The sequence below is a fragment of the Streptomyces sp. SolWspMP-5a-2 genome, assembly GCF_900091845.1.
Taxonomy (GTDB): domain Bacteria; phylum Actinomycetota; class Actinomycetes; order Streptomycetales; family Streptomycetaceae; genus Streptomyces; species Streptomyces doudnae.
Genome location: NZ_FMCI01000044.1, coordinates 1 through 19921 on the forward strand (window position 1 = coordinate 1; position 19921 = coordinate 19921).

The following is a 19921-nucleotide window of genomic DNA, read 5'->3' on the forward strand; positions in this document are numbered from 1 at the left end:
TCCGGCGCGGCGTCCCCGAGACGGAGTAGTCCGGCGCGAGATCGCCGCCCCGCCGGGTGATCGTGGGACCACCACCTTCTGAGGTGAGCCACCTTCTGACCGGCGGGCACAAGCCTTCCGGAAGGCGAAAGCAGGCACGGTTCATGGCGACTTTGTGCAGACCCTCGGTGTCCGTCCCAGAGCACGTGATCACGATGGAACAGACGCTGGAGCTGGCACGCTCCCGGCACGCCGACCATCCCCAGCTGCCGCTGGCGCTCCGGCTGATCGAGAACACCGGAGTGCGCACCCGGCACATCGTGCAGCCGATCGAGGAGACCCTGCGGCACCCGGGGTTCGAGGAGCGCAACAAGCTCTACCAGGCCGAGGCGAAGGCCAGGGTGCCGGCCGTCATCCAGCGGGCGCTCGACGACGCCGAGCTGCTCACCGGCGACATCGACGTGATCATCTACGTCTCGTGCACGGGCTTCATGATGCCCTCGCTCACGGCCTGGCTGATCAACGAGATGGACTTCGACAGCACCACCAGGCAACTGCCCATCGCCCAGCTCGGCTGCGCGGCCGGCGGCGCGGCGATCAACCGGGCGCACGACTTCTGCACGGCCTACCCGGAGGCGAACGCGCTGATCGTGGCCTGCGAGTTCTGCTCGCTCTGCTACCAGCCCACCGACCTCAGCATCGGCTCGCTGCTCTCCAACGGCCTCTTCGGCGACGGCGTCGCGGCGGCCGTGGTGCGCGGGCGCGGCGGCGAGGGCATCGACCTGGAGCGCAACGGCTCCTACCTGATCCCCAAGACCGAGGAGTGGATCGCGTACGACGTGCGGGCCACCGGCTTCCACTTCCTGCTGGACAAGCGGGTGCCCGCGACCATGGAACCGCTCGCCCCCGCCCTCCAGGACCTCGCGTCGCTGCACGGCTGGGACGCCGCCGACCTGGACTTCTACATAGTCCACGCGGGCGGGCCCCGCATCCTCGACGACCTCAGCAAGTTCCTCCAGGTCGACCCGCACGCCTTCCGCTTCAGCCGGGCCACGCTCACCGAGTACGGCAACATCGCCAGCGCCGTCGTCCTGGACGCGCTGCGCAGGCTGTTCGACGAGGGCGGCGCCCAGCACCGGGCGCGCGGGCTGCTCGCCGGGTTCGGCCCCGGAATCACCGCGGAGATGGCCCTGGGCCGCTGGCGCACGGACGAGACGGCGTGACATGAGCGAAGAGACGATCACCGACACCACCCTGCCCCCGGTCAGGCAGTGGCCCGCCCTCGACCTGACCGGCGTCGACTTCGACCCGGTCCTCACCGAGCTGATGAGCGAAGGGCCCGTCACCCGCGTCCAGTTGCCCAACGGCGAGGGCTGGGCCTGGCTGGTCACCCGCCACGACGACGTCCGGACGGTCGCCAACGACCCGCGCTTCAGCCGCGAGGCCGTCATGGACCGGCCGGTCACCCGGCTCGCCCCGCACTTCATCCCGCAGCGGGGCGCGGTCGGCTTCCTCGACCCGCCCGACCACACCCGGCTGCGCCGCACGGTCGCCGCCGCGTTCACGGCACGCGGCGTGGAGCGGATCAGGGAGCGGTCCCGCGCCCTGCTGGACGAGCTGGTCGACGAACTCCTCCAGGACGGCCCGCCCGCCGACCTGACCGCGGCCGTCCTCAGCCCGTTCCCGATCGCGGTGATCTGCGAGCTGATGGGGGTCCCGGCCGCCGACCGGCACGCGATGCACGTGTGGACCCAGCTGATCCTGTCCTCCTCGCACGGCGCCGACGTCAGCGAGCGGGCCAAGCACGAGATGGGCGCGTTCTTCGCCGACCTGATCGGTCTGCGCGAGGGCGCCACGGGCGAGGACGTGACGTCGCTGCTGGGCGCGGCCGTCGGGCGGGAGGAGGTGACGCTGGAGGAGGCCGTGGGACTCGCCGTGCTGCTCCAGATCGGCGGCGAGGCGGTCACCAACAACAGCGGCCAGATGTTCTACCTGCTGCTCACCCGGCCCGACCTGGTCGAACGGCTGCGCGCCGAACCGGGGATCAGGCCCCGGGCGATCGACGAGCTGCTGCGGTTCGTCCCGCACCGCAACGCGGTCGGGCTCTCCCGCATCGCCCTGGAGGACGTGGAGATCAGGGGCGTCACGATCCGCGAGGGCGACCCGATCTACGTGTCCTACCTGGCCGCCAACCGGGACCCGGAGGTCTTCGCCGACCCGGAGACGATCGACTTCGCGCGCGATCCCAACCCGCACGTGGCGTTCGGCTTCGGCCCGCACTACTGCCCCGGCGGCATGCTCGCCCGGCTGGAGTCGGAGCTGCTGGTCGACGTGCTCCTGGACCGCGTCCCGGGGCTGCGGCTGGCCGTGCCCGCGCACGAAGTGCCGTTCCGCAAGGGCGCGTTGATCCGCGGACCCGAGGCCCTGCCGGTGACGTGGTGAGCCGCCGGTGACCGCGACCGAGGGGCTGCTGGTGCCGCCGGGCCACGGCAGGGTGGTCCAGACCCCGGCCCAGCGGGTGACGTTCAAGGTGACCGGCGCGCACTCCAGGACGGCGTCCGCCTTCGAGGTGGAGGTCCCGCCGGGGTTCGACGTGGGCGCCCATGTGCACGCCCGCAGCGAGGAGTTGTTCTACGTGCTGGAAGGCGAGCTGGACGTGCTCGCCTTCGAGCCGCTGGTGCGCACCCCGGACAACTGGCAGCGCTGGGAGTCGGGTTCGGGCAGCCGAGTGGTGCGGGCGACGCCGGGCACGGTCATCGTCGTCCCGCCGGGCTGTCCGCACGCGTTCGCCAATCCGACGGACACCCCGGCGAAGATGTTCTTCCAGGCGTCGCCGCCGCCGGACCACGAGCGCTACTTCGAGGAGCTGCTGGAGATCCTGCGCTCCGGGGGCCCGCCGGACCACGAGGCGATCGAGGCGCTGCGGGCGCGCTACGACATCGAGCAGCTGACGCCGCTGCGGCACGCGCCCTGAAGGGGGCGCGGGCGTCCCGCGCGGGCCTGGCCCGGCGGGACGCCTCCGCGGCTACCTGATGTTCATCCCGGCCAGCGTCCGCGCGATGACCAGGCGCTGGATCTCGCTGGTGCCCTCGAAGATGGTGTAGATCGCCGCGTCCCGGTGCATCCGCTCGACCGGGTACTCGCGGGTGTAGCCGTTGCCGCCGAGGATCTGGATCGCCTGCCCGGTGACCTTCTTCGCGGTCTCGCTGGCGAACAGCTTGGACATCGATCCCTCGGCCGCCGTGAACGGCTTGCCGTTGACCGCCATCCAGGAGGCCCGCCACACCAGCAGCCGGGCCGCGTCGACGGAGGTGCGCATGTCGGCGAGCTGGAAGGCGACGCCCTGGTTGTCGATGATCGGGCGGCCGAACTGCTCGCGGGTCTTCGCGTAGTCGAGGGCGACCTCGTAGGCGGCGCGGGCGGTGCCGACGGCCATCGCGCCGACGGCCGGGCGGGACGCCTCGAAGGTGGCCATCGCCGCGTTCTTCACGCGCTCGCCGCCGGTCTTGGCGCGCTCCCTGGCGCGGGCGAGCCGCTCGTCGAGCTTCTCCTTGCCGCCGAGCAGGCAGGAGCCGGGGACGCGCACGTCCTCCAGGACGACCTCGGCGGTGTGCGAGGCCCGGATGCCGTGCTTCTTGAACTTCTGCCCCTGCGACAGGCCGGGGGTGCCGGGCGGCACGATGAAGGAGGCGTGGCCCTTGGAGCCGAGTCCGGGGTCGACGACGGCCACGACGACGTGGACGTTGGCGATGCCGCCGTTGGTGGCCCAGGTCTTGGTGCCGTTGAGCACCCACTCGTCCTTGGCCTCGTCGTAGACGGCGCGGGTGCGCAGCGAGGCGACGTCGGATCCGGCGTCGGGCTCGGAGGAGCAGAACGCGGCGACCTTCACGTCGTTCTGGTCGCCGTACATCTGCGGGATCCAGGTGCCGATCTGCTCCTCGGTGCCGTTGGCGAGGACGCCGACGGCGGCGAGGCCGGTGCCGACGATCGACAGGGCGATGCCCGCGTCGCCCCAGAACAGCTCCTCCATGGCCATGGGTATGCCGAGGCCGGTGGGGTCGAAGTACTGCTGGGCGTAGAAGTCGAGGGAGTAGATGCCGACCTTGGCGGCCTCCTGGATGACCGGCCAGGGGGTCTCCTCACGCTCGTCCCATTCGGCGGCCGCGGGGCGGATGACGTCGGCGGCGAAGCCGTGCAGCCAGTCCCTGACCTCCTTCTGTTCGTCGTTGAGCTCCATGGTGAACTCGGCCATGTCCCCTCCAGCGGCGGCGCACGTACATGTTACTAGCGGTAACCCGAGTCTGTTACCCACGGGTAGGAAAAGTCAACTCCCGATGACGCCTCGGCAGCCCGTTCGATGCGGACGGGGCGTTGAGTGCTAGTTTGCGCAAGCGTCACCGAACAAGCACGGGTGGGGAGAGATCATGGACACCACACAGCGGACCGACCAGCAGAGGTCCGCCGACCGCCGTCGGCGCGAGCTGCTGGAGGCCGCCGACAGAGTGGTGCTCCGGGACGGACCGCAGGCCTCCATGAACGCCATCGCGGCGGAGGCCGGCATCACCAAGCCGATCCTGTACCGCCACTTCGGCGACAAGAGCGGACTCTACGCCGCCCTCGCCCAGCGGCACACCGACGCCCTCCTCGCCTCGCTGCGGGCCGCCCTCGACGCCCCAGCCGACCGGCGCGAGCGGGTCGAGGCCACCCTGGACACCTACCTCGCCGCCATCGAGGCCAGGCCCCAGGTCTACCGGTTCCTCATGCACCCGGCCGAGGGCACCCAGAGCTCCGACCAGGGCTTCGACGTCGGCCAGCACAGCGTCCCGCTGCTGCGCCGGATGGGCGAGGAGCTGGCCCAGGTCATCGAGGAGCGGCTCGACCTCGGGCCCGGCAGCCAGCAGCTGGCCCGGGTGTGGGGGCACGGCATCGTCGGGATGATGCACGCGGCGGGCGACTGGTGGCTCGGCGAACGGCCCTGCTCCCGCGCCGAGTTGGTGCGCAGCCTGGCGGACCTGCTGTGGGGGCGGCTGGCCGCCGCCGGGGACCGGGTCGGCGGCCCGGGTTTCTGACCGGGGGCCTCCGGACGGGCCGGACACCGGGCGGCCGAGGGCCGCCCGCCCGCCGCGGGGCACGACGGGACCGGCCCTCAGCCGCCCGCCCTCCCCCGGTTCCACGGCGCCCGCGCCACCTGGCGGGCGTGCCGCATCCGGCGCCAGCCGGTGAGCCCGTCCGCGTACACGCCACCGGCCAGGTGGTCGCACTCGTGCTGGAGACACCGCGCGAAGAACCCCGTGCCGTGGACCACGACCGGCTCCCCCGCCGCGGTGAACCCCTCGACCACCGCGTGGTCGTGGCGCTCGGTGCCCGCCTCGAGACCCGGCAGCGACAGACACCCCTCGGGGCCGCGCACCACCACTCCGTCGGCCGTCACCAGGCGGGGATTCACCACATGACCGAGATGGCGCACGTCCTCGTCGTCCGGGCAGTCGAAGACGAAGACCCGCACGGACTCGCCGATCTGGTTCGCGGCCAGGCCCACCCCGCGGGCCGCGTACATCGTGGCGAACAAGTCCTCCACGAGCCTTCCGAGTTCGGGACCGAAGTCGGTGACCTCCGCGCAGGGGGTGCGCAGGAGGGGGTCTCCGAGCAGGGTGAGGGGCCGGACGCGCCCGTGGGCGCCCGGGATGGGACCGTGTCGCATACCGGCAAGGGTACGGTCCTCTCGACCCACACCTGCCGCGCAGCCTGGGCCGGGATTCTGGAGTATGAACAGATCTCGATAGGCTGATGTCCACACCACGTTGCCGTCAGGCAGAGGCGCGGCGCGTACGCAAGGAGGATCGAGGACTGATGTCAGGCAACTCGGACCCGCTCACGCCGCGGGCCAAGCTGGCCGTGACCGCGGGCAAGGCGGTCGCGGCGGCGTCACGCGCCGCGGGGCGCGGCAGCGGTTCGGTGATCGGTGGCAAGGTGGCCCTCCGGCTCGACCCCGATCTCCTGGCACGGCTCGCGCAGAGCCTGGACGTCGTGCTCGTCTCGGCGACCAACGGCAAGACCACCACCACCCGGCTGATCGCCGAGGCGCTGCGCGCGGCGGGCCCGGTCGTCTCCAACGCGCTCGGCGCGAACATGCCGGCCGGGATCACCTCGGCGCTCGCCGGGAACTCGGACGCCCGCTACGGCGTCATCGAGGTCGACGAGAAGTACCTCGCCGGTGTCGCCCGGGACACCGACCCCAAGTGCATCGCGCTGCTCAACCTCTCCCGCGACCAGCTCGACCGCGCCGCCGAGACCCGGATGCTCGCCGAGAACTGGCGTGAGGGGCTGGCCGGTTCGAAGGCCGTCGTCGTGGCGAACGCCGACGACCCGCTGGTGGTGTGGGCGGCGTCCTCCTCCCCCAACGTGATCTGGGTCGCGGCCGGGCAGATGTGGAAGGACGACGCCTGGTCGTGCCCGTCCTGCGGCGGTGTCATGCAGCGACCGGGCGACGACTGGTTCTGCGGCGAGTGCGGCTTCCGCAGGCCCACCCCGAGCTGGTCGCTCTCCGGCGACCACGTCCTGGACCCGCACGGCTCGGCCTGGCCGATCCACCTCCAGCTGCCCGGCCGCGCCAACAAGGCGAACGCCACCTCCTCGGCCGCCGTCGCCGCGGTGTTCGGGGTGCCGCCGCAGGTCGCCCTGGAGCGGATGTACCAGGTGCAGGCGGTGGCCGGACGCTACGACGTCGTCCAGTTCAAGGACCGCGACCTGCGGCTGCTGCTCGCGAAGAACCCGGCCGGCTGGCTGGAGACGTTCAGCCTGATCGACCCGCCGCCCACCCCGGTGATCCTCTCGGTGAACGCGCGCGGCGCCGACGGCACCGACACCTCCTGGCTCTGGGACGTCGACTACACGCGGCTGACCGGTCACCCGATCTGCGTCATCGGCGACCGCAAGCTGGACCTCGCGGTCCGGCTCGAAGTGGCCAACCAGCACTTCCAGGTCTGCGACGACGTCGACCAGGCGGTCCAGATGTGCCCGCCGGGCCGGATCGAGGTCATCGCCAACTACACCGCGTTCCAGGACCTGCGCCGCCGCGTCGGCAACTGACCACGAAGGACGTCCACCCCATGAGCGACAACAGCCTGCGGATCGTCTGGATCTACCCGGACCTGCTCAGCACCTACGGCGACCAGGGCAACGCGCTGGTCGTGGAGCGCCGGGCCAGGCAGCGCGGTCTCGACGTGGCCCGCGTCGACGTGCGCAGCGACCAGCCGATCCCCACTTCGGGCGACATCTACCTGATCGGCGGGGGCGAGGACCGGCCGCAGCGCCTCGCGGCCGAGCGGCTGCGCCGGGACGGCGGTCTGCACCGGGCCGTGGAGAACGGCGCGATCGTCTTCTCGGTCTGCGCCGGGTACCAGATCCTCGGCCACGAGTTCATCAACGACCTCGGCCAGCGCGAGCCGGGCCTCGGCCTGCTCGACGTGGTCTCGGTGCGCGGCGAGGGCGCGCGGTGCGTCGGCGACGTCCTCGGGGACATCGACCCGCGCCTCGGGCTGCCCCCGCTGACCGGCTTCGAGAACCACCAGGGCGTCACCCACCTCGGCCCCACCGCCCGCCCGCTCGCCCAGGTCCGCCTGGGCAAGGGCAACGGCACCGGGGACGGCACCGAGGGCGCGTACAACGACACCGTCTTCGGCACGTACATGCACGGTCCGGTGCTGGCGCGCAACCCGCTCATCGCGGACCTGCTGCTGAAGCTGGCGCTGGACGTCAACGCGCTGCCGCCGACCGACGACCGCTGGTACGAGGCGCTGCGCAACGAGCGCATCGCCTCCGCCCAGCAGCCCGCCTAGCACGGGGCCCGGGGGCCCGCCTGACGACGTGTCCGCTCACATGTGCGGGCTCGTCCAGCAGGCGGACGCCTGGTGGGGCGGACCCCCCTCACGCCGGTAGGGTGGCCGCGATCCAGCCGGACGACCGCGACGGAACGTCCGGTACCCCGGTCCCACGTCGGGAAGGTATTTCGGGCAATGCGCATTGGTGTCCTCACGTCCGGCGGCGACTGCCCCGGCCTGAACGCCGTCATCCGCTCCGTCGTGCACCGCGCCGTCGTGGACCACGGCGACGAGGTCATCGGGTTCAGGGACGGCTGGCGCGGTCTCCTGGAGTGCGACTACCTCAAGCTCGACCTCGACGCCGTGAGCGGCATCCTCGCCCGCGGCGGCACCATCCTCGGCTCCTCCCGGGTCCAGCCCTCGCACCTGCGGGACGGCGTGGAGCGGGCCAGGGGGCACGTCGAGGAGCTGGGTCTCGACGCGATCATCCCGATCGGCGGCGAGGGCACCCTGAAGGCGGCCCGGCTGATGTCGGACGGCGGGCTGCCGATCGTGGGCGTGCCGAAGACCATCGACAACGACATCGCTGTCACGGACGTGACCTTCGGCTTCGACACCGCGGTCGGGGTCGCGACCGAGGCGCTGGACCGGCTGAAGACCACCGCCGAGTCCCACCAGCGGGTGCTGGTCGTCGAGGTGATGGGGCGGCACACCGGCTGGATAGCGCTGCACTCCGGGATGGCGGCGGGCGCGCACGCGATCGTCGTCCCCGAGCGCCCCTTCGACATCGAGGAGCTGGCCCGCAAGGTCGGCGAGCGGTTCGAGGCGGGCAAGCGGTTCGCGATCGTCGTCGCGGCCGAGGGCGCGAAGCCGCGGGCCGGGAGCATGGACTTCGACGAGGGCGTCAAGGACGTCTACGGGCACGAGCGGTTCGCCGGGATCGCCCGGCAGCTCTCGCTGGAGCTGGAGGCGCGGCTCGGCAAGGAGGCGCGTCCGGTGATCCTCGGGCACGTGCAGCGCGGCGGTACGCCGACGGCGTACGACAGGGTGCTCGCCACCCGGTTCGGCTGGCACGCGGTGGAGGCGGTGCACCGCGGGGAGTTCGGCGCGATGACGGCGCTGCGCGGCACGGAGATCGAGATGGTGCCGCTGGCCGAGGCGGTCGAGACGCTGAAGACGGTGCCCGCGGCGCGGTACGAGGAAGCGGAGTGCGTGCTGTAGGCACGCCGGACGCCTGCGGCCGACCCCGGTCGCAGGCGTGGTCGTGGGGCGCCATACCCTAGTGCGGACAGAACGCACAAGCCCCATGAAACAGGAGCCCTCGGATGGATCACAGCGGGCACGGCATGACGATGGATCTGCCGCCGTTCACGCTGGGGCGGGGTCTGGAGTGGTCGGCCGACCCGTTCTTCCTCGTCGCCTGTCTGCTGGGGCTCGGCCTGTACGGGTGGGGCGTGGCGCGGCTGCGGCGGCGCGGGGACGCGTGGCCGGTCGGCCGGACCGTCTCGTACGTCGTCGGCGTGCTGACCGTCGTCCTGATGATGTGCACCCGGCTCAACGACTACGGCATGGTCATGTTCAGCGTGCACATGGTGCAGCACATGGTCATCAGCATGCTGTCGCCGATCCTGATCCTGCTGGGCGCCCCCGCCACCCTCGCGCTGCGGGCGCTGCCGACCGCGGGCCGGGGCCGCAAGGGGCCGCGCGAGGTGCTGCTGATGCTGCTGCACAGCCGCTACCTGCGGATCGTCACGCACCCGGCGTTCACCATCCCGCTCTTCATCGCGAGCCTCTACGGGCTCTACTTCACGCCGTTGTTCGACTTCCTGATGGGGTCGCGGACCGGGCACATCGCGATGATGGTGCACTTCCTCGCCGTCGGCGTGGTGTTCTTCTGGCCGATCATCGGTGTGGACCCCGGCCCGCACCGGCCCGGGTACCTGATGCGGATGCTGGAGCTGTTCGCGGGGATGCCGTTCCACGCGTTCTTCGGCATCGCGCTGATGATGGCGTCGACGCCGATGGTCAGCACGTTCCTGCACCCGCCCGCCTCGCTCGGGGTCGACCCGCTGGGCGACCAGACCGCGGCGGGCGGCATCGCCTGGGCCTTCAGCGAGATCCCGTCCGTGCTGGTGCTGATCGCCCTGCTGTTCCAGTGGTACCGCTCCGACCAGCGGCAGGCCAGGCGCTCCGACCGGGCCGCCGACCGCGACGGTGACCAGGAGCTTCAGGCCTACAACGCCTATCTCGCGTCGCTCAACACGCAGGGCCGCTGACGGACCGCGCCGGATCGGGGCACCATGGAGGAGGACGATTCCTTCAGGAGGGTGTCGCGATGGCCCGTTCCACGGACAGTTCCACCAAGGCCATGGGCGTCTTCACCGTCGGCGGTCTGGTCGCGGTGACGGCGTACACGGTGGCCCTCGGCAGCAACGGCTGGCTCTGGTTCGGCTGGGTCGTGCTGGGCCTGCTCACGCTCGGCATGGTCGCGCTGCGCGAGGGCTGACGCTCACTCCTTGGTCACCCGTCCCGCGGTGTGGACGCCCGGCTGGTACTTCGGCAGCCGGGCGGTGATCTTCATGCCCGCCCCGACGGCGGTCTCGATGACGAGCCCGTAGTCGTCGCCGTAGACCTGGCGCAGCCGCTCGTCCACGTTGGACAGGCCGATGCCGCCGGACGGGCCGACCTCGCCGGAGAGGATGCGGCGCAGCAGCGCCGGGTCCATGCCGACGCCGTCGTCCTCGATGACGACCAGGGCCTCCGCGCCGGCGTCCTGGGCGGTGATGCTGATGCGGCTCTTGCTCCCGGCGGAGGCGCCCCTGCCTTCGAGACCGTGCTTGACGGCGTTCTCGACCAGCGGCTGGAGGCAGAGGAAGGGCAGGGCGACCGGCAGCACCTCGGGGGCGATCTGGAGGGTGACGGAGAGCCGGTCGCCGAAGCGGGCCCGCACCAGCGCGAGGTAGTGGTCGATGGCGTGCAGTTCGTCGGCGAGGGTGGTGAAGTCGCCGTGCCTGCGGAACGAGTAGCGGGTGAAGTCGGCGAACTCCAGCAGCAGTTCGCGGGCGCGCTCGGGGTCGGTGCGGACGAACGAGGCGATCACCGCGAGCGAGTTGAAGACGAAGTGCGGGGAGATCTGGGCCCGCAGCGCCCTGATCTCGGCCTCGATCAGGCGGGTGCGGGACTGGTCGAGGTCGGCGAGTTCGAGCTGTACGGAGACCCAGCGGGCGACCTCGCCCGCCGCCCGCACCAGGACCGCGGACTCGCGCGGGGCGCAGGCCACCAGGGCGCCGTGCACCCGGTCGTCGACGGTCAGCGGGGCGAGCACCGCCCAGCGGGCCGGGCAGTCCGGGGTGTCGCAGCTCAGCGCGAAGGCGTCGCCGCGGCCGGTCTCCCGGGCCGCGGCGAGCCGCTCCAGGATCTCGGCCCGGTGGTGGGCGCCGACGCCGTCCCAGACCAGGACCGTGGAGCGGTCGGTGAGGCAGAGGGCGTCGGTGCCGAGGAGGGAGCGCAGCCGTCTGGCCGAGCGGCCCGCGGTCTCCTCGGTGAGTCCGGCGCGCAGCGGCGGCGCGGCCAGGGAGGCGGTGTGCAGGGTCTGGAAGGTGGCGTGCTCGACGGGGGTGCCGAGGCCGCCGAGGCTCTGCGGGCGGGCGGTGCGGCGGCCGAGCCAGAACCCGGCGGCGAGCAGCGGCAGCACGGCGACGCAGAGCCCGGCGAGGAAGCCGCTCATGCCTTGGTCTCCGCCCACAGCTCCTCCGGCAGGTGGAAGCGGGCCAGGATGGCCGAGGTGCCGGCCGGGACGCGGCCCGGGGTGGCCAGGGAGACCAGGATCATGGTGAGGAAGCCCAGCGGGACCGACCAGAGGGCGGGCCAGGCGAGCAGGGCGTGGAGCCGTCCGGTGCCGGGCAGGCCCGCCATGGTCGCGGTGACCGCGACGAACGCGGAGCCGCCGCCGACCAGCATCCCGGCCGCGGCGCCCGGCGGGGTCAGCCGCCGCCACCAGATGCCGAGGACCAGCAGCGGGCAGAACGAGGAGGCGGAGACGGCGAAGGCGAGGCCCACCGCGTCGGCCACCGGGAGGCCGCCCACCAGCGCGCTCGCGGCCAGCGGCACGGCCATGGCGAGCACGGTGCCGAGCCGGAAGTGGCGTACCCCGCGGGTGGGCAGGACGTCCTGGGTGAGGACCCCGGCGACGGCCATGGTGAGGCCGGAGGCGGTGGACAGGAACGCGGCGAAGGCGCCGCCCGCGACCAGCGCCCCGAGGAGGTCGCCGCCGACGCCGCCGATCATCCGGCCGGGCAGCAGCAGGACGGCCGCGTCCGCGGAGCCGCTGAGGGTCAGTTCGGGGGCGTAGACCCGGCCGAGCGCCCCGTAGACGGGCGGCAGCAGGTAGAAGAGGCCGACGAGGCCGAGGACGGCCACGGTGGTGCGGCGGGCGGCCACGCCGTGCGGGCTGGTGTAGAAGCGCACGACGACGTGGGGCAGGCCCATGGTGCCGAGGAAGGTGGCGAGGATGAGGCCGTAGGTGGCGTACAGGGGGCGTTCCTCGCGGCTCGCGGTGAGGGAGGTGGACATGCCGCCTTCGCTGCCCCGGTCGGCGTGCGGGACGGGGTCGCCCGCGGCGAAGGTGAGCCGGGTGCCGCCGCCGATCCGGTGGGTGCCGGCCGGGAGGGAGAGGTTCTCGTCCCGGTGGGCGCGGCCGTCGACGGTGCCGGTGACGGTGACCGTGAGCGGGCGGTCGAGCCGCAGGTCGAGGGCGTTGCCGACGGTGACCGCCCGCTGTTCGCGGAAGGCGGCCGGTTCCGCGAAGACCCGGTGCGGGGCGCCGTCGCTCTGCCAGGCGAGGACCAGGAAGAGGGCGGGGACGAGGAGCGCGGTGAGCTTCAGCCAGTACTGGAAGGCCTGCACGAAGGTGATGCTGCGCATGCCGCCGGCCGCGACGGTGGCCACCACGACGCAGGCGACGATGACCCCGCCGAGCCAGTCGGGCGCGTCCGTGAGGACGCTCAGCGTCAGTCCGGCGCCCTGGAGCTGGGGCAGCAGGTAGAGCCAGCCGACGCCGACGACGAAGGCTCCCGCCAGCCGCCGGACCGCGGGGGAGGCGAGCCGCGCCTCGGCGAAGTCGGGGAGGGTGTAGGCGCCGGAGCGGCGCAGCGGGGCGGCGACGAACAGCAGCAGCACCAGGTATCCGGCGGTGTAGCCGACGGGGTACCAGAGCATGTCGGGGCCCTGGACGAGGACCAGTCCCGCGATGCCGAGGAAGGAGGCGGCGGAGAGGTACTCGCCGCTGATGGCGGCGGCGTTGAGGCGGGGGCCGACGGTGCGGGAGGCGACGTAGAAGTCGGAGGTGGTGCGGGAGATGCGCAGCCCGAAGGCGCCGACCAGGACGGTGGCGACGACCACCAGGGCGACGGCGGGCACCGCGAAGCCGGAGTTCATCGGTCCTCGACGAGGCGTACGAAGTCCCGTTCGTTGCGTTCCGCGCGCCGCACGTACCACAGGGCGAGCAGGACCAGGGGGGCGTAGAGGCAGAAGCCGAGGACGCCCCATTCGAGGCGGTGCGCGTCGGGCATGGCGGCGAACAGCAGGGGCAGCGGGCCGACCAGCAGCACGAGGACGGCGAACCCCACGAGTCCTGCCCGGAGTTGACTGCGCATCAGGGAGCGGACGTAGGTGTGGCCGAGAGCGGTCTGCTCGTCGATCTCGGTGCGCGGCCGGTAGTAGGCGGAGGCCCTGCGGGTCTGGCGGGGCACCCCGGTGACGACGACCCGGCGTTCGGCGGGGTCCGGCACTAGGGCCTCCTCATCAGCAGGTCCCGCAGTTCGCGCGTGTGGCGCCGGCTGACCTGGAGTTCCTCGCCGCCGACCAGCACGCTCACCGTGCCCGCGTCCAGGCGGAGTTCGCCGATGTGGCGCAGGGCGACGAGATGGCGCCGGTGGATGCGCACGAAGCCGCGCGAGCGCCAGCGGTCCTCCAGGGTGGAGAGCGGGATGCGGACCAGGTGGCTGCCCTTCTCGGTGTGCAGGCGCGCGTAGTCGCCGCGCGCCTCCACGTGGGTGATGTCGTCGACGGCCACGAACCGTGTCACGCCGCCGAGTTCGACCGGAAGGTGGTCGGGGTCGGGTTCGTGCACGGGGATGCGCGGGGTGGCGCCCGCGCGTTCGGCCGCGCGTCTGACCGCCTCCGCGAGCCGTTCCTTGCGGACCGGTTTGAGGACGTAGTCGACGGCCTTGAGGTCGAACGCCTGGACGGCGAAGTCCTCGTGGGCGGTGACGAAGACGATCAGCGGCGGCTGGGCGAACCCGGTCAGCAGGCGTGCCAGGTCGAGGCCGTCGAGGCCGGGCATCTGGATGTCGAGGAAGACGACGTCGATGGCCTCGGACCCGCCGGGGCCCGACTCCAGGGCGCGGTTGATGCGGCGCAGCGCCTCGGTGGCGTCGCCCGCGCCCTCGGCGCTGCCGATCCGCGGGTCCGCGCGCAGCAGGTAGAGCAGCTCCTCCAGCGAGGGGCGTTCGTCGTCGACGGCGAGGGCGCGCAGCATGAACCCGGAGTCTAGGTGGAATCCGGACGTCTGGACACGTGCCCGGCGTGGCCGTCCGCGGCCGGTCCCGTGGCGCATACAGTGCCCCCATGAACAGCAGGCCCGCCCCGTTCGACGACCTCGACCGGAAGATCGTCACCGCGCTGATGGCGAACGCGCGGACCAGTTTCGCCGAGATCGGCCTGGCGATCGGGTTGTCGTCGACGGCGGTGAAGCGCCGGGTGGACCGGCTGCGGGAGACCGGGGTGATCACCGGGTTCACGGCGACGGTGACCCCGGAGGCGCTCGGCTGGCGCACCGAGGCGTACGTGGAGGTGTACTGCGAGGGCGCGGCACCGCCCCGGCGGCTGGCGGAGGTGGTGCGCAACCATCCGGAGATCACCGCGGCGATGACGGTGACGGGCGGCGCGGACGCGCTGCTGCACGTGCGGGCGCGGGACGTGGACCACTTCGAGGCGGTGCTGGAGCGGATCCGCACCGAGCCGTTCATCCGCAAGACGATCAGTGTGATGGTGCTGTCCCACCTGCTGCCGGAGAGCCCCGAGGCCGGGGCCAGCCAGCCCGCACCAGACGTGCGCTGAAGCGGGCAAAGACGCAGCGTTACTGCGGGGACACGCAACTCTTGTCGCTTGTCCGGCGTCTCGGTCATTTCTTACCGTGGTGTCAACCCCACGTCGACACCGGTCGACCTTCGTAGGACAGCGGAGGGACCCTTCTGTGACCGACACCCGTGTGCCGCGCCGGCGGCGCTTCCTGGTCTGCGAGCCCAGACACTTCGCCGTGCAGTACGCGATCAACCCCTGGATGCATCCCGACACCCCGGTCGACGTCGACCTCGCGCGGGAGCAGTGGCAGTCGCTGATCCACGCCTACCGCACGCACGGCCACGACGTGGACAGCCTGGAGCCCGCCCCCGGCCTGCCCGACATGGTCTTCGCGGCGAACTCCGCGGTCGTCCTCGACGGCAGGGTCTTCGGCTCCCTCTTCCACGCGCCCGAGCGGCGCCCCGAGTCGACCCACTACGACCTGTGGTTCAAGACGGCGGGCTTCGACGTCCACCGCCCGGAGTACGTGTGCGAGGGCGAGGGCGACCTGGTGTGGACCGGCCGGTACATGCTGGCCGGCACCGGTTTCCGCACCACCCGCGAGGCGCACCGCGAGGTGCAGGAGTTCTTCGGTCACCCGGTGATCAGCCTGACGCTGGTGGATCCGCACTTCTACCACCTCGACACCGCGCTGTTCGTGCTGGACGACGGGCCCGCCAACAACATCGCGTACTTCCCCGAGGCGTTCTCGGCGGGCAGCCGCGAGGTGCTGGCGCGGCTGTACCCGGACGCGGTGCTCGCCACCCGCGAGGACGCGGCGGCGTTCGGTCTGAACTCCGTCTCCGACGGCCGGAACGTCTTCATCGCGCCGCAGGCCGAGGCGCTCGCCACCCGGCTGTCCGAGCACGGCTACGTCCCCGTCCCCGTCGACCTGTCCGAGTTCCGCAAGGCAGGCGGGGGCATCAAGTGCTGCACCCAGGAGATCCGCTCATGACCGCTCCCGTCCGCACCCGCTCCTCCGAGGACCTGATCCGCGCGGAGGGGCCGGTGCTCGCGCACAACTACCACCCGCTGCCCGTGGTGGTCGCCCGCGCGGAGGGCGCCTGGGTGGAGGACGTCGAGGGCCGCCGCTACCTGGACATGCTGGCGGGGTACTCGGCGCTGAACTTCGGCCACCGCAACCCGGCGCTGATCGCGGCGGCGCACGAGCAGCTCGACCGGCTGACGCTCACCTCGCGCGCCTTCCACAACGACCGGCTCGCCGGGTTCGCGGAGCGCCTCGCGGCGCTGACCGGCCTGGACATGGTGCTGCCCATGAACACCGGCGCGGAGGCCGTGGAGAGCGGCATCAAGGTGGCCCGCAAGTGGGCGTACGAGGTGAAGGGCGTCCCGGCGGACCGGGCGACGATCGTGGTCGCGGCCGAGAACTTCCACGGCCGGACGACGACGATCGTCGGGTTCTCCACCGACGAGACGGCGCGGGCCGGGTTCGGGCCGTTCGCGCCGGGGTTCCGGATCGTGCCGTACAACGACCTCGCGGCGCTGGAGGCGGCCGTCGACGAGACGACGGCGGCGGTGCTGATCGAGCCGATCCAGGGCGAGGCCGGGGTGATCATCCCGGACGACGGCTACCTCACCGGGGTGCGGGAGCTGACCCGGCGTATGAACTGCCTCTTCGTCGCGGACGAGATCCAGTCGGGCCTCGGCCGCACCGGGCGCACCCTCGCCGTGGAGCACGAGCGGGTCGTGCCGGACGTGGTGCTGCTCGGCAAGGCGCTGGGCGGCGGGATCGTGCCGGTCTCCGCGGTGGTGGCCGACCGGGAGGTGCTCGGGGTGCTGCGGCCCGGCGAGCACGGCTCCACGTTCGGCGGCAACCCGCTGGCCGCGGCGGTCGGCACGGCGGTGGTGGAGCTGCTGGAGACGGGCGCGTTCCAGCGCCGGGCCGCGGAGCTCGGCACGGTCCTGCGGGACGGCCTCACGGGGCTGGTCGGCAAGGGCGTCGTCGGCTTCCGCGCCCGCGGCCTCTGGGCGGGCGTCGACATCGACCCGGCCCTGGGCACCGGCCGCGAGATCAGCGCCCGCCTGATGAACGAGGGCGTTCTCGTCAAGGACACCCACGGCTCGACGATCCGGCTGGCTCCCCCGCTGACCATCACGGAGGAGGAGCTGCTCGACGCCCTGAGCACCCTGGAGCGGGTGCTGGTCGGGGCCGCCTGAGCGGCAGCGGGCAGGGTTCCCGCGCCGGTCCCGGCCCGGTGAGGCGGCGTCGTCCGTCCCGTCCGGGCCGGGACCGGCGCGCTGCCGCGGCACCCGGTCGCCGTCCCTCCGTCACTCCCCCGCTCCGGGCCACGCGCACCGGCGGGCGGGGCGAGTGAAGATGGAGAAGAGGTGGAAGACCACGCTCCGCGACAGAGAGGTCGGCCGTGGGTGCTCAGGAGGAGCGGAGCGGGGACCGGCAGCGGTTCGACGTCGCCGATGCCGCGCCCCTGCTGCTCGACGCGCGGGGCGTCGTCACGAGCTGGACGCGGGGCGCCGAGCGCCTCCTGGGCCGTCCCGCCTCCGAGGTCGTCGGCACCGGGGTGGCCGGTCTGCTGGTGCCCACCGACGCGGCCCGGGTGCCCGAGCTGGCCCAGCGGTGCCTGCACGACGACGGCTGGGCCGGGCTGCTGACCGCCCGGCGCGGGGACGGGGGCCAGGTGCCGGTGATGGCCCGGGTGACGCCCGCCGTGGAGCCGGGCGGCGCCGACCGCTGGCTGGTCCTCCTGTCCGACCTGCGGGGCGCTCCGGGCTGGGACATGAGCCGCACCGTCCTGGAGACGATGCTCACCCGGTCGCCGGTCGGGATAGCCGTCGTCGACACCGAGCTGCGGTTCGTCTGGTCGAACCCGGCCCTGACCCGGTTCGGCGGCGGGCCGCCGGGGCAGCGCCTGGGCCGCAGGCTCGCGGAGGTCCAGCCGGGCGTCGACGTGGACGCCATCGAGGCGCAGATGCGGCGGGTGCTGGCGACCGGCGAGCCGGTGATCGGCTACGAGCACGTCGGCCGGCTGCGCTCGGCCCCGCACCGGGAGACCGCGCACGTGCTGTCGTTCACCCGGCTGGAGGACGAGCGCGGCTGTCCGACGGGCGTCTACTACACGGTCGTCGACGTCACCGAGCGGCACCGGGCCAGGCAGCGGCTGGCGCTCCTGGACCGGGCGGGCGAGCGCATCGGCCGCACCCTGGACATCGAGGGGACCGCCCAGGAGCTGTCCGACGTGGCCGTCCCCGACTTCGCCGACCTGGTCACCGTCGACCTGCTGGAGTGGGTGCTGCGCGGGGCGGAACCCGTGCCGGTGCCGCCCGGGGAACCTGCCGCGCCGGTGCTGCGCCGGGCCGGTCAGCGCTCGGTCGACCCGGACGGCGCACCCGGCGGCGCGGCCCCGGGCTCCGGCGACGACGGCGACGGCGTCAGCGGCGATGGGTGCGACGACGGGTGCGGGGACGTCGTCGAGGCCGCGTCCGTGGAGGTCGGGACCGAGGTCGGGTACCTGGACGGGTCGCCTCCGCTGCACACGCTGGCCTCGGGGCGGGCCTGGCGGCGGGAGCGGCTCGACCCCGCGGCCTCCGAGTGGGCGAGCCGGGCGCCGGGCGGGCGGGCCGCGACCTTCCGCGAACTCGGCCTGCACAGCGCGATGGTGGTGCCGATCAGGGCGCGGGGCGTGACCCTCGGGGTGACGACGTTCTTCCGGCGCGGGCGCCAGGACCCCTTCGACGCGGGCGATCTGCACCTGGCCGGGGACCTGGTGTCGCGGGCCGCCGTCTGCGTGGACAACGCCCGCCGCTACACCCGGGAGCGGAACGCGGCGCTGGCGCTCCAGCGCAGTCTGCTGCCGCGGCGGCTGCCCGAGCAGGACGCGGTGGAGGTGACGGCCTGCTACCGCCCCGCCGACGAACTGACCGGCCTGGGCGGCGACTGGTACGACCTGATCCCGCTCTCCGGGGCCCGGGTGGCGCTGGTGGTGGGCGAGGTGCCGGGCCACGGCATCGACGCGTCCGCCGCGATGGGCAGGCTGCGCACGGCGGTGCGCACCCTCGCCGCGCTCGACCTGCCGCCGGACGAGGTGCTCGCCCACCTCGACGACCTGGTCGGTACGGCCGCGCAGCAGGAGGGCGTGCGTCCCGACCCGGCCGGTGACTCCTACGGCGACAGCATGCGCGCGGTCGGCTCGGGCTGCGTCTACGTGGTGTACGACCCCGTCGACGGCCGGTGCGCCATGGCCGCCGCCGGACACCCCGCGCCCGCCGTGGTGCGGCCCGACGGGGGCGTCGGCTTCGTCGAACTGCCGCAGGGGCCGCCGCTGGGGGCCGGTGGGCCGCCCTTCGAGTCGGTGGAGCTGACGCTCGCCGCCGGGAGCACCCTCGTCCTGCACACCGACGGGCTGCTCGCCGACGGCGAAGGCGAGGACGGCGGCGCCGGGCGGGAGCGGCTGCGGGCGGCGCTGGAGCGGACCACCGGGTCCTTCGACAGCCGGTGCGGGGCGGTGATCGACGCGCTGATCCCGGCCCATCCGCACGACGACGTGGCCCTGTTGATGGCCCGCACCCGGCTGCTGGGCGCGGACCAGGTGGCCGACTGGGAGCTGGCGTCCGACCCGGCGATCGTCGCGGTGGCCCGCAAGGCGGCGGCCAGGCAACTGACCGCGTGGGACCTGGAGGAGCTGGCGTTCACCACCGAGCTGGTCGTCAGCGAGCTGGTCACCAACGCGATGCGGCACGCGGCCGGGCCGATCCGGCTGCGGCTGATCCGGGACCGCGCGCTGATCTGCGAGGTCAGCGACGGCGGTGCGACCGCGCCCCATCTGCGGCATCCGCGGACCACCGACGAGGGCGGCCGGGGGCTGCTGCTGGTCTCGCAGTTCACCCAGCGCTGGGGCACCCGGTTCTCGCCCGAGGGCAAGGTCATCTGGGCGGAGCAGTCACTGTCCGGGCCGCCGGACTGACTCCGGCCGGGTCCCGGTTACCGGACGAGCGGGGCGGTACCCGGCGAAACGCCGTGCCGG

Annotated in this window: 19 protein-coding genes; 13 read left to right on the forward strand and 6 right to left on the reverse strand. The window is 73.1% G+C overall.

The window, feature by feature from the left end; translation table 11 throughout:
* Positions 1-95 precede the first annotated feature (95 nt).
* From GA0115242_RS03085 to GA0115242_RS03095, 3 genes are read left to right on the forward strand one after another with little or no spacing between them, the layout of a single operon-like run.
* The gene (locus GA0115242_RS03085) at positions 96-1202 is read left to right on the forward strand and encodes a type III polyketide synthase (protein ID WP_256089364.1); all 1107 of its coding nucleotides are present in this window, start codon (positions 96-98) and stop codon (positions 1200-1202) included.
* A gap of 1 nt (position 1203) precedes the next feature.
* On the forward strand, positions 1204-2421 hold the full coding sequence (locus GA0115242_RS03090) for a cytochrome P450 (RefSeq protein WP_093824215.1): 1218 nt from the start codon (positions 1204-1206) through the stop codon (positions 2419-2421).
* A 7-nt stretch (positions 2422-2428) separates the two neighbouring features.
* The gene (locus GA0115242_RS03095; protein ID WP_093824217.1) at positions 2429-2953 is read left to right on the forward strand and encodes a cupin domain-containing protein; all 525 of its coding nucleotides are present in this window, start codon (positions 2429-2431) and stop codon (positions 2951-2953) included.
* A gap of 51 nt (positions 2954-3004) precedes the next feature.
* On the opposite strand, the gene GA0115242_RS03100 is transcribed toward GA0115242_RS03095, so the two are convergent.
* Positions 3005-4231 carry an acyl-CoA dehydrogenase family protein gene (locus GA0115242_RS03100; protein WP_093824219.1) on the reverse strand — a complete coding sequence of 409 codons (1227 nt, stop codon included), beginning with the start codon at positions 4229-4231 and terminating at the stop codon, positions 3005-3007.
* 172 nt (positions 4232-4403) lie between these two features.
* Here GA0115242_RS03100 and GA0115242_RS03105 point away from each other — a divergent pair, with 172 nt between their 5' ends.
* Positions 4404-5048, forward strand: coding sequence for a TetR family transcriptional regulator (locus GA0115242_RS03105; protein ID WP_093824221.1), 645 nt, complete (start codon positions 4404-4406; stop codon positions 5046-5048).
* 77 nt (positions 5049-5125) lie between these two features.
* Here the strand turns inward: GA0115242_RS03105 and def are convergent, their stop codons facing one another.
* Positions 5126-5680 carry a peptide deformylase gene (def, locus tag GA0115242_RS03110; protein WP_176729730.1) on the reverse strand — a complete coding sequence of 185 codons (555 nt, stop codon included), beginning with the start codon at positions 5678-5680 and terminating at the stop codon, positions 5126-5128.
* Between the two features lie 149 nt (positions 5681-5829).
* Here def and GA0115242_RS03115 point away from each other — a divergent pair, with 149 nt between their 5' ends.
* The 5 genes from GA0115242_RS03115 (at position 5830) to GA0115242_RS39745 (ending at position 10305) form a co-directional block, all read left to right on the forward strand.
* Entirely contained in the window at positions 5830-7068 is a 1239-nt protein-coding gene (locus GA0115242_RS03115; protein ID WP_093824223.1) for a MurT ligase domain-containing protein, read from the forward strand.
* 20 nt (positions 7069-7088) lie between these two features.
* Positions 7089-7817 carry a type 1 glutamine amidotransferase gene (locus GA0115242_RS03120; protein ID WP_093824225.1) on the forward strand — a complete coding sequence of 243 codons (729 nt, stop codon included), beginning with the start codon at positions 7089-7091 and terminating at the stop codon, positions 7815-7817.
* A gap of 177 nt (positions 7818-7994) precedes the next feature.
* Positions 7995-9020 (forward strand): 6-phosphofructokinase, encoded by a 1026-nt coding sequence (locus tag GA0115242_RS03125; protein ID WP_093824227.1) that lies wholly within the window; start codon positions 7995-7997, stop codon positions 9018-9020.
* 104 nt (positions 9021-9124) lie between these two features.
* Positions 9125-10075 carry a cytochrome c oxidase assembly protein gene (locus GA0115242_RS03130; protein ID WP_093824229.1) on the forward strand — a complete coding sequence of 317 codons (951 nt, stop codon included), beginning with the start codon at positions 9125-9127 and terminating at the stop codon, positions 10073-10075.
* 59 nt (positions 10076-10134) lie between these two features.
* Positions 10135-10305 (forward strand): hypothetical protein, encoded by a 171-nt coding sequence (locus GA0115242_RS39745; RefSeq protein WP_107461335.1) that lies wholly within the window; start codon positions 10135-10137, stop codon positions 10303-10305.
* A gap of 3 nt (positions 10306-10308) precedes the next feature.
* Here GA0115242_RS39745 and GA0115242_RS03135 read toward each other — a convergent pair whose 3' ends face one another.
* From GA0115242_RS03135 to GA0115242_RS03150, 4 genes are read right to left on the reverse strand one after another with little or no spacing between them, the layout of a single operon-like run.
* Positions 10309-11526 carry a sensor histidine kinase gene (locus tag GA0115242_RS03135; protein ID WP_093824231.1) on the reverse strand — a complete coding sequence of 406 codons (1218 nt, stop codon included), beginning with the start codon at positions 11524-11526 and terminating at the stop codon, positions 10309-10311.
* Entirely contained in the window at positions 11523-13235 is a 1713-nt protein-coding gene (locus GA0115242_RS03140; protein ID WP_093824233.1) for a sodium/solute symporter, read from the reverse strand. Before GA0115242_RS03140 ends, GA0115242_RS03135 begins: the two co-directional genes overlap by 4 nt.
* Positions 13232-13588: a hypothetical protein gene (locus GA0115242_RS03145; protein WP_093824236.1), complete on the reverse strand. Its 357-nt coding sequence runs from the start codon at positions 13586-13588 to the stop codon at positions 13232-13234. Before GA0115242_RS03145 ends, GA0115242_RS03140 begins: the two co-directional genes overlap by 4 nt.
* Positions 13588-14337 carry a LytR/AlgR family response regulator transcription factor gene (locus tag GA0115242_RS03150; RefSeq protein ID WP_093824238.1) on the reverse strand — a complete coding sequence of 250 codons (750 nt, stop codon included), beginning with the start codon at positions 14335-14337 and terminating at the stop codon, positions 13588-13590. The genes GA0115242_RS03145 and GA0115242_RS03150 overlap by 1 nt, the downstream gene beginning before the upstream one ends.
* An 89-nt stretch (positions 14338-14426) precedes the next feature.
* On the opposite strand from GA0115242_RS03150, the gene GA0115242_RS03155 reads away from it, so the two are divergent.
* From GA0115242_RS03155 to GA0115242_RS03170, 4 genes are all read left to right on the forward strand, one after another.
* Positions 14427-14918, forward strand: coding sequence for an Lrp/AsnC family transcriptional regulator (locus GA0115242_RS03155; protein WP_093824240.1), 492 nt, complete (start codon positions 14427-14429; stop codon positions 14916-14918).
* A gap of 136 nt (positions 14919-15054) precedes the next feature.
* The gene (ddaH, locus tag GA0115242_RS03160; RefSeq protein WP_093824242.1) at positions 15055-15876 is read left to right on the forward strand and encodes a dimethylargininase; all 822 of its coding nucleotides are present in this window, start codon (positions 15055-15057) and stop codon (positions 15874-15876) included.
* Complete coding sequence (gene rocD, locus GA0115242_RS03165) at positions 15873-17099, forward strand: ornithine--oxo-acid transaminase (protein ID WP_093824244.1); 1227 nt, start codon at positions 15873-15875, stop codon at positions 17097-17099. The genes ddaH and rocD overlap by 4 nt, the downstream gene beginning before the upstream one ends.
* A 206-nt stretch (positions 17100-17305) precedes the next feature.
* Positions 17306-19861 (forward strand): SpoIIE family protein phosphatase, encoded by a 2556-nt coding sequence (locus GA0115242_RS03170; protein ID WP_093824246.1) that lies wholly within the window; start codon positions 17306-17308, stop codon positions 19859-19861.
* Positions 19862-19921 lie beyond the last annotated feature (60 nt).

Excerpts from the sequence above, each read along its gene's own strand:
- GA0115242_RS03090 (WP_093824215.1), top strand. The coding sequence starts at position 1,204 with ATGAGCGAAGAGACGATCACCGACACCACCCTGCCCCCGGTCAGGCAG.
- GA0115242_RS03100 (WP_093824219.1), bottom strand. The coding sequence starts at position 4,231 with ATGGCCGAGTTCACCATGGAGCTCAACGACGAACAGAAGGAGGTCAGG.
- GA0115242_RS03105 (WP_093824221.1), top strand. The coding sequence starts at position 4,404 with ATGGACACCACACAGCGGACCGACCAGCAGAGGTCCGCCGACCGCCGT.
- def (WP_176729730.1), bottom strand. The coding sequence starts at position 5,680 with ATGCGACACGGTCCCATCCCGGGCGCCCACGGGCGCGTCCGGCCCCTC.
- GA0115242_RS03115 (WP_093824223.1), top strand. The coding sequence starts at position 5,830 with ATGTCAGGCAACTCGGACCCGCTCACGCCGCGGGCCAAGCTGGCCGTG.
- GA0115242_RS03120 (WP_093824225.1), top strand. The coding sequence starts at position 7,089 with ATGAGCGACAACAGCCTGCGGATCGTCTGGATCTACCCGGACCTGCTC.
- GA0115242_RS03125 (WP_093824227.1), top strand. The coding sequence starts at position 7,995 with ATGCGCATTGGTGTCCTCACGTCCGGCGGCGACTGCCCCGGCCTGAAC.
- GA0115242_RS03130 (WP_093824229.1), top strand. The coding sequence starts at position 9,125 with ATGGATCACAGCGGGCACGGCATGACGATGGATCTGCCGCCGTTCACG.
- GA0115242_RS39745 (WP_107461335.1), top strand. The coding sequence starts at position 10,135 with ATGGCCCGTTCCACGGACAGTTCCACCAAGGCCATGGGCGTCTTCACC.
- GA0115242_RS03135 (WP_093824231.1), bottom strand. The coding sequence starts at position 11,526 with ATGAGCGGCTTCCTCGCCGGGCTCTGCGTCGCCGTGCTGCCGCTGCTC.
- GA0115242_RS03140 (WP_093824233.1), bottom strand. The coding sequence starts at position 13,235 with ATGAACTCCGGCTTCGCGGTGCCCGCCGTCGCCCTGGTGGTCGTCGCC.
- GA0115242_RS03150 (WP_093824238.1), bottom strand. The coding sequence starts at position 14,337 with ATGCTGCGCGCCCTCGCCGTCGACGACGAACGCCCCTCGCTGGAGGAG.
- GA0115242_RS03155 (WP_093824240.1), top strand. The coding sequence starts at position 14,427 with ATGAACAGCAGGCCCGCCCCGTTCGACGACCTCGACCGGAAGATCGTC.
- rocD (WP_093824244.1), top strand. The coding sequence starts at position 15,873 with ATGACCGCTCCCGTCCGCACCCGCTCCTCCGAGGACCTGATCCGCGCG.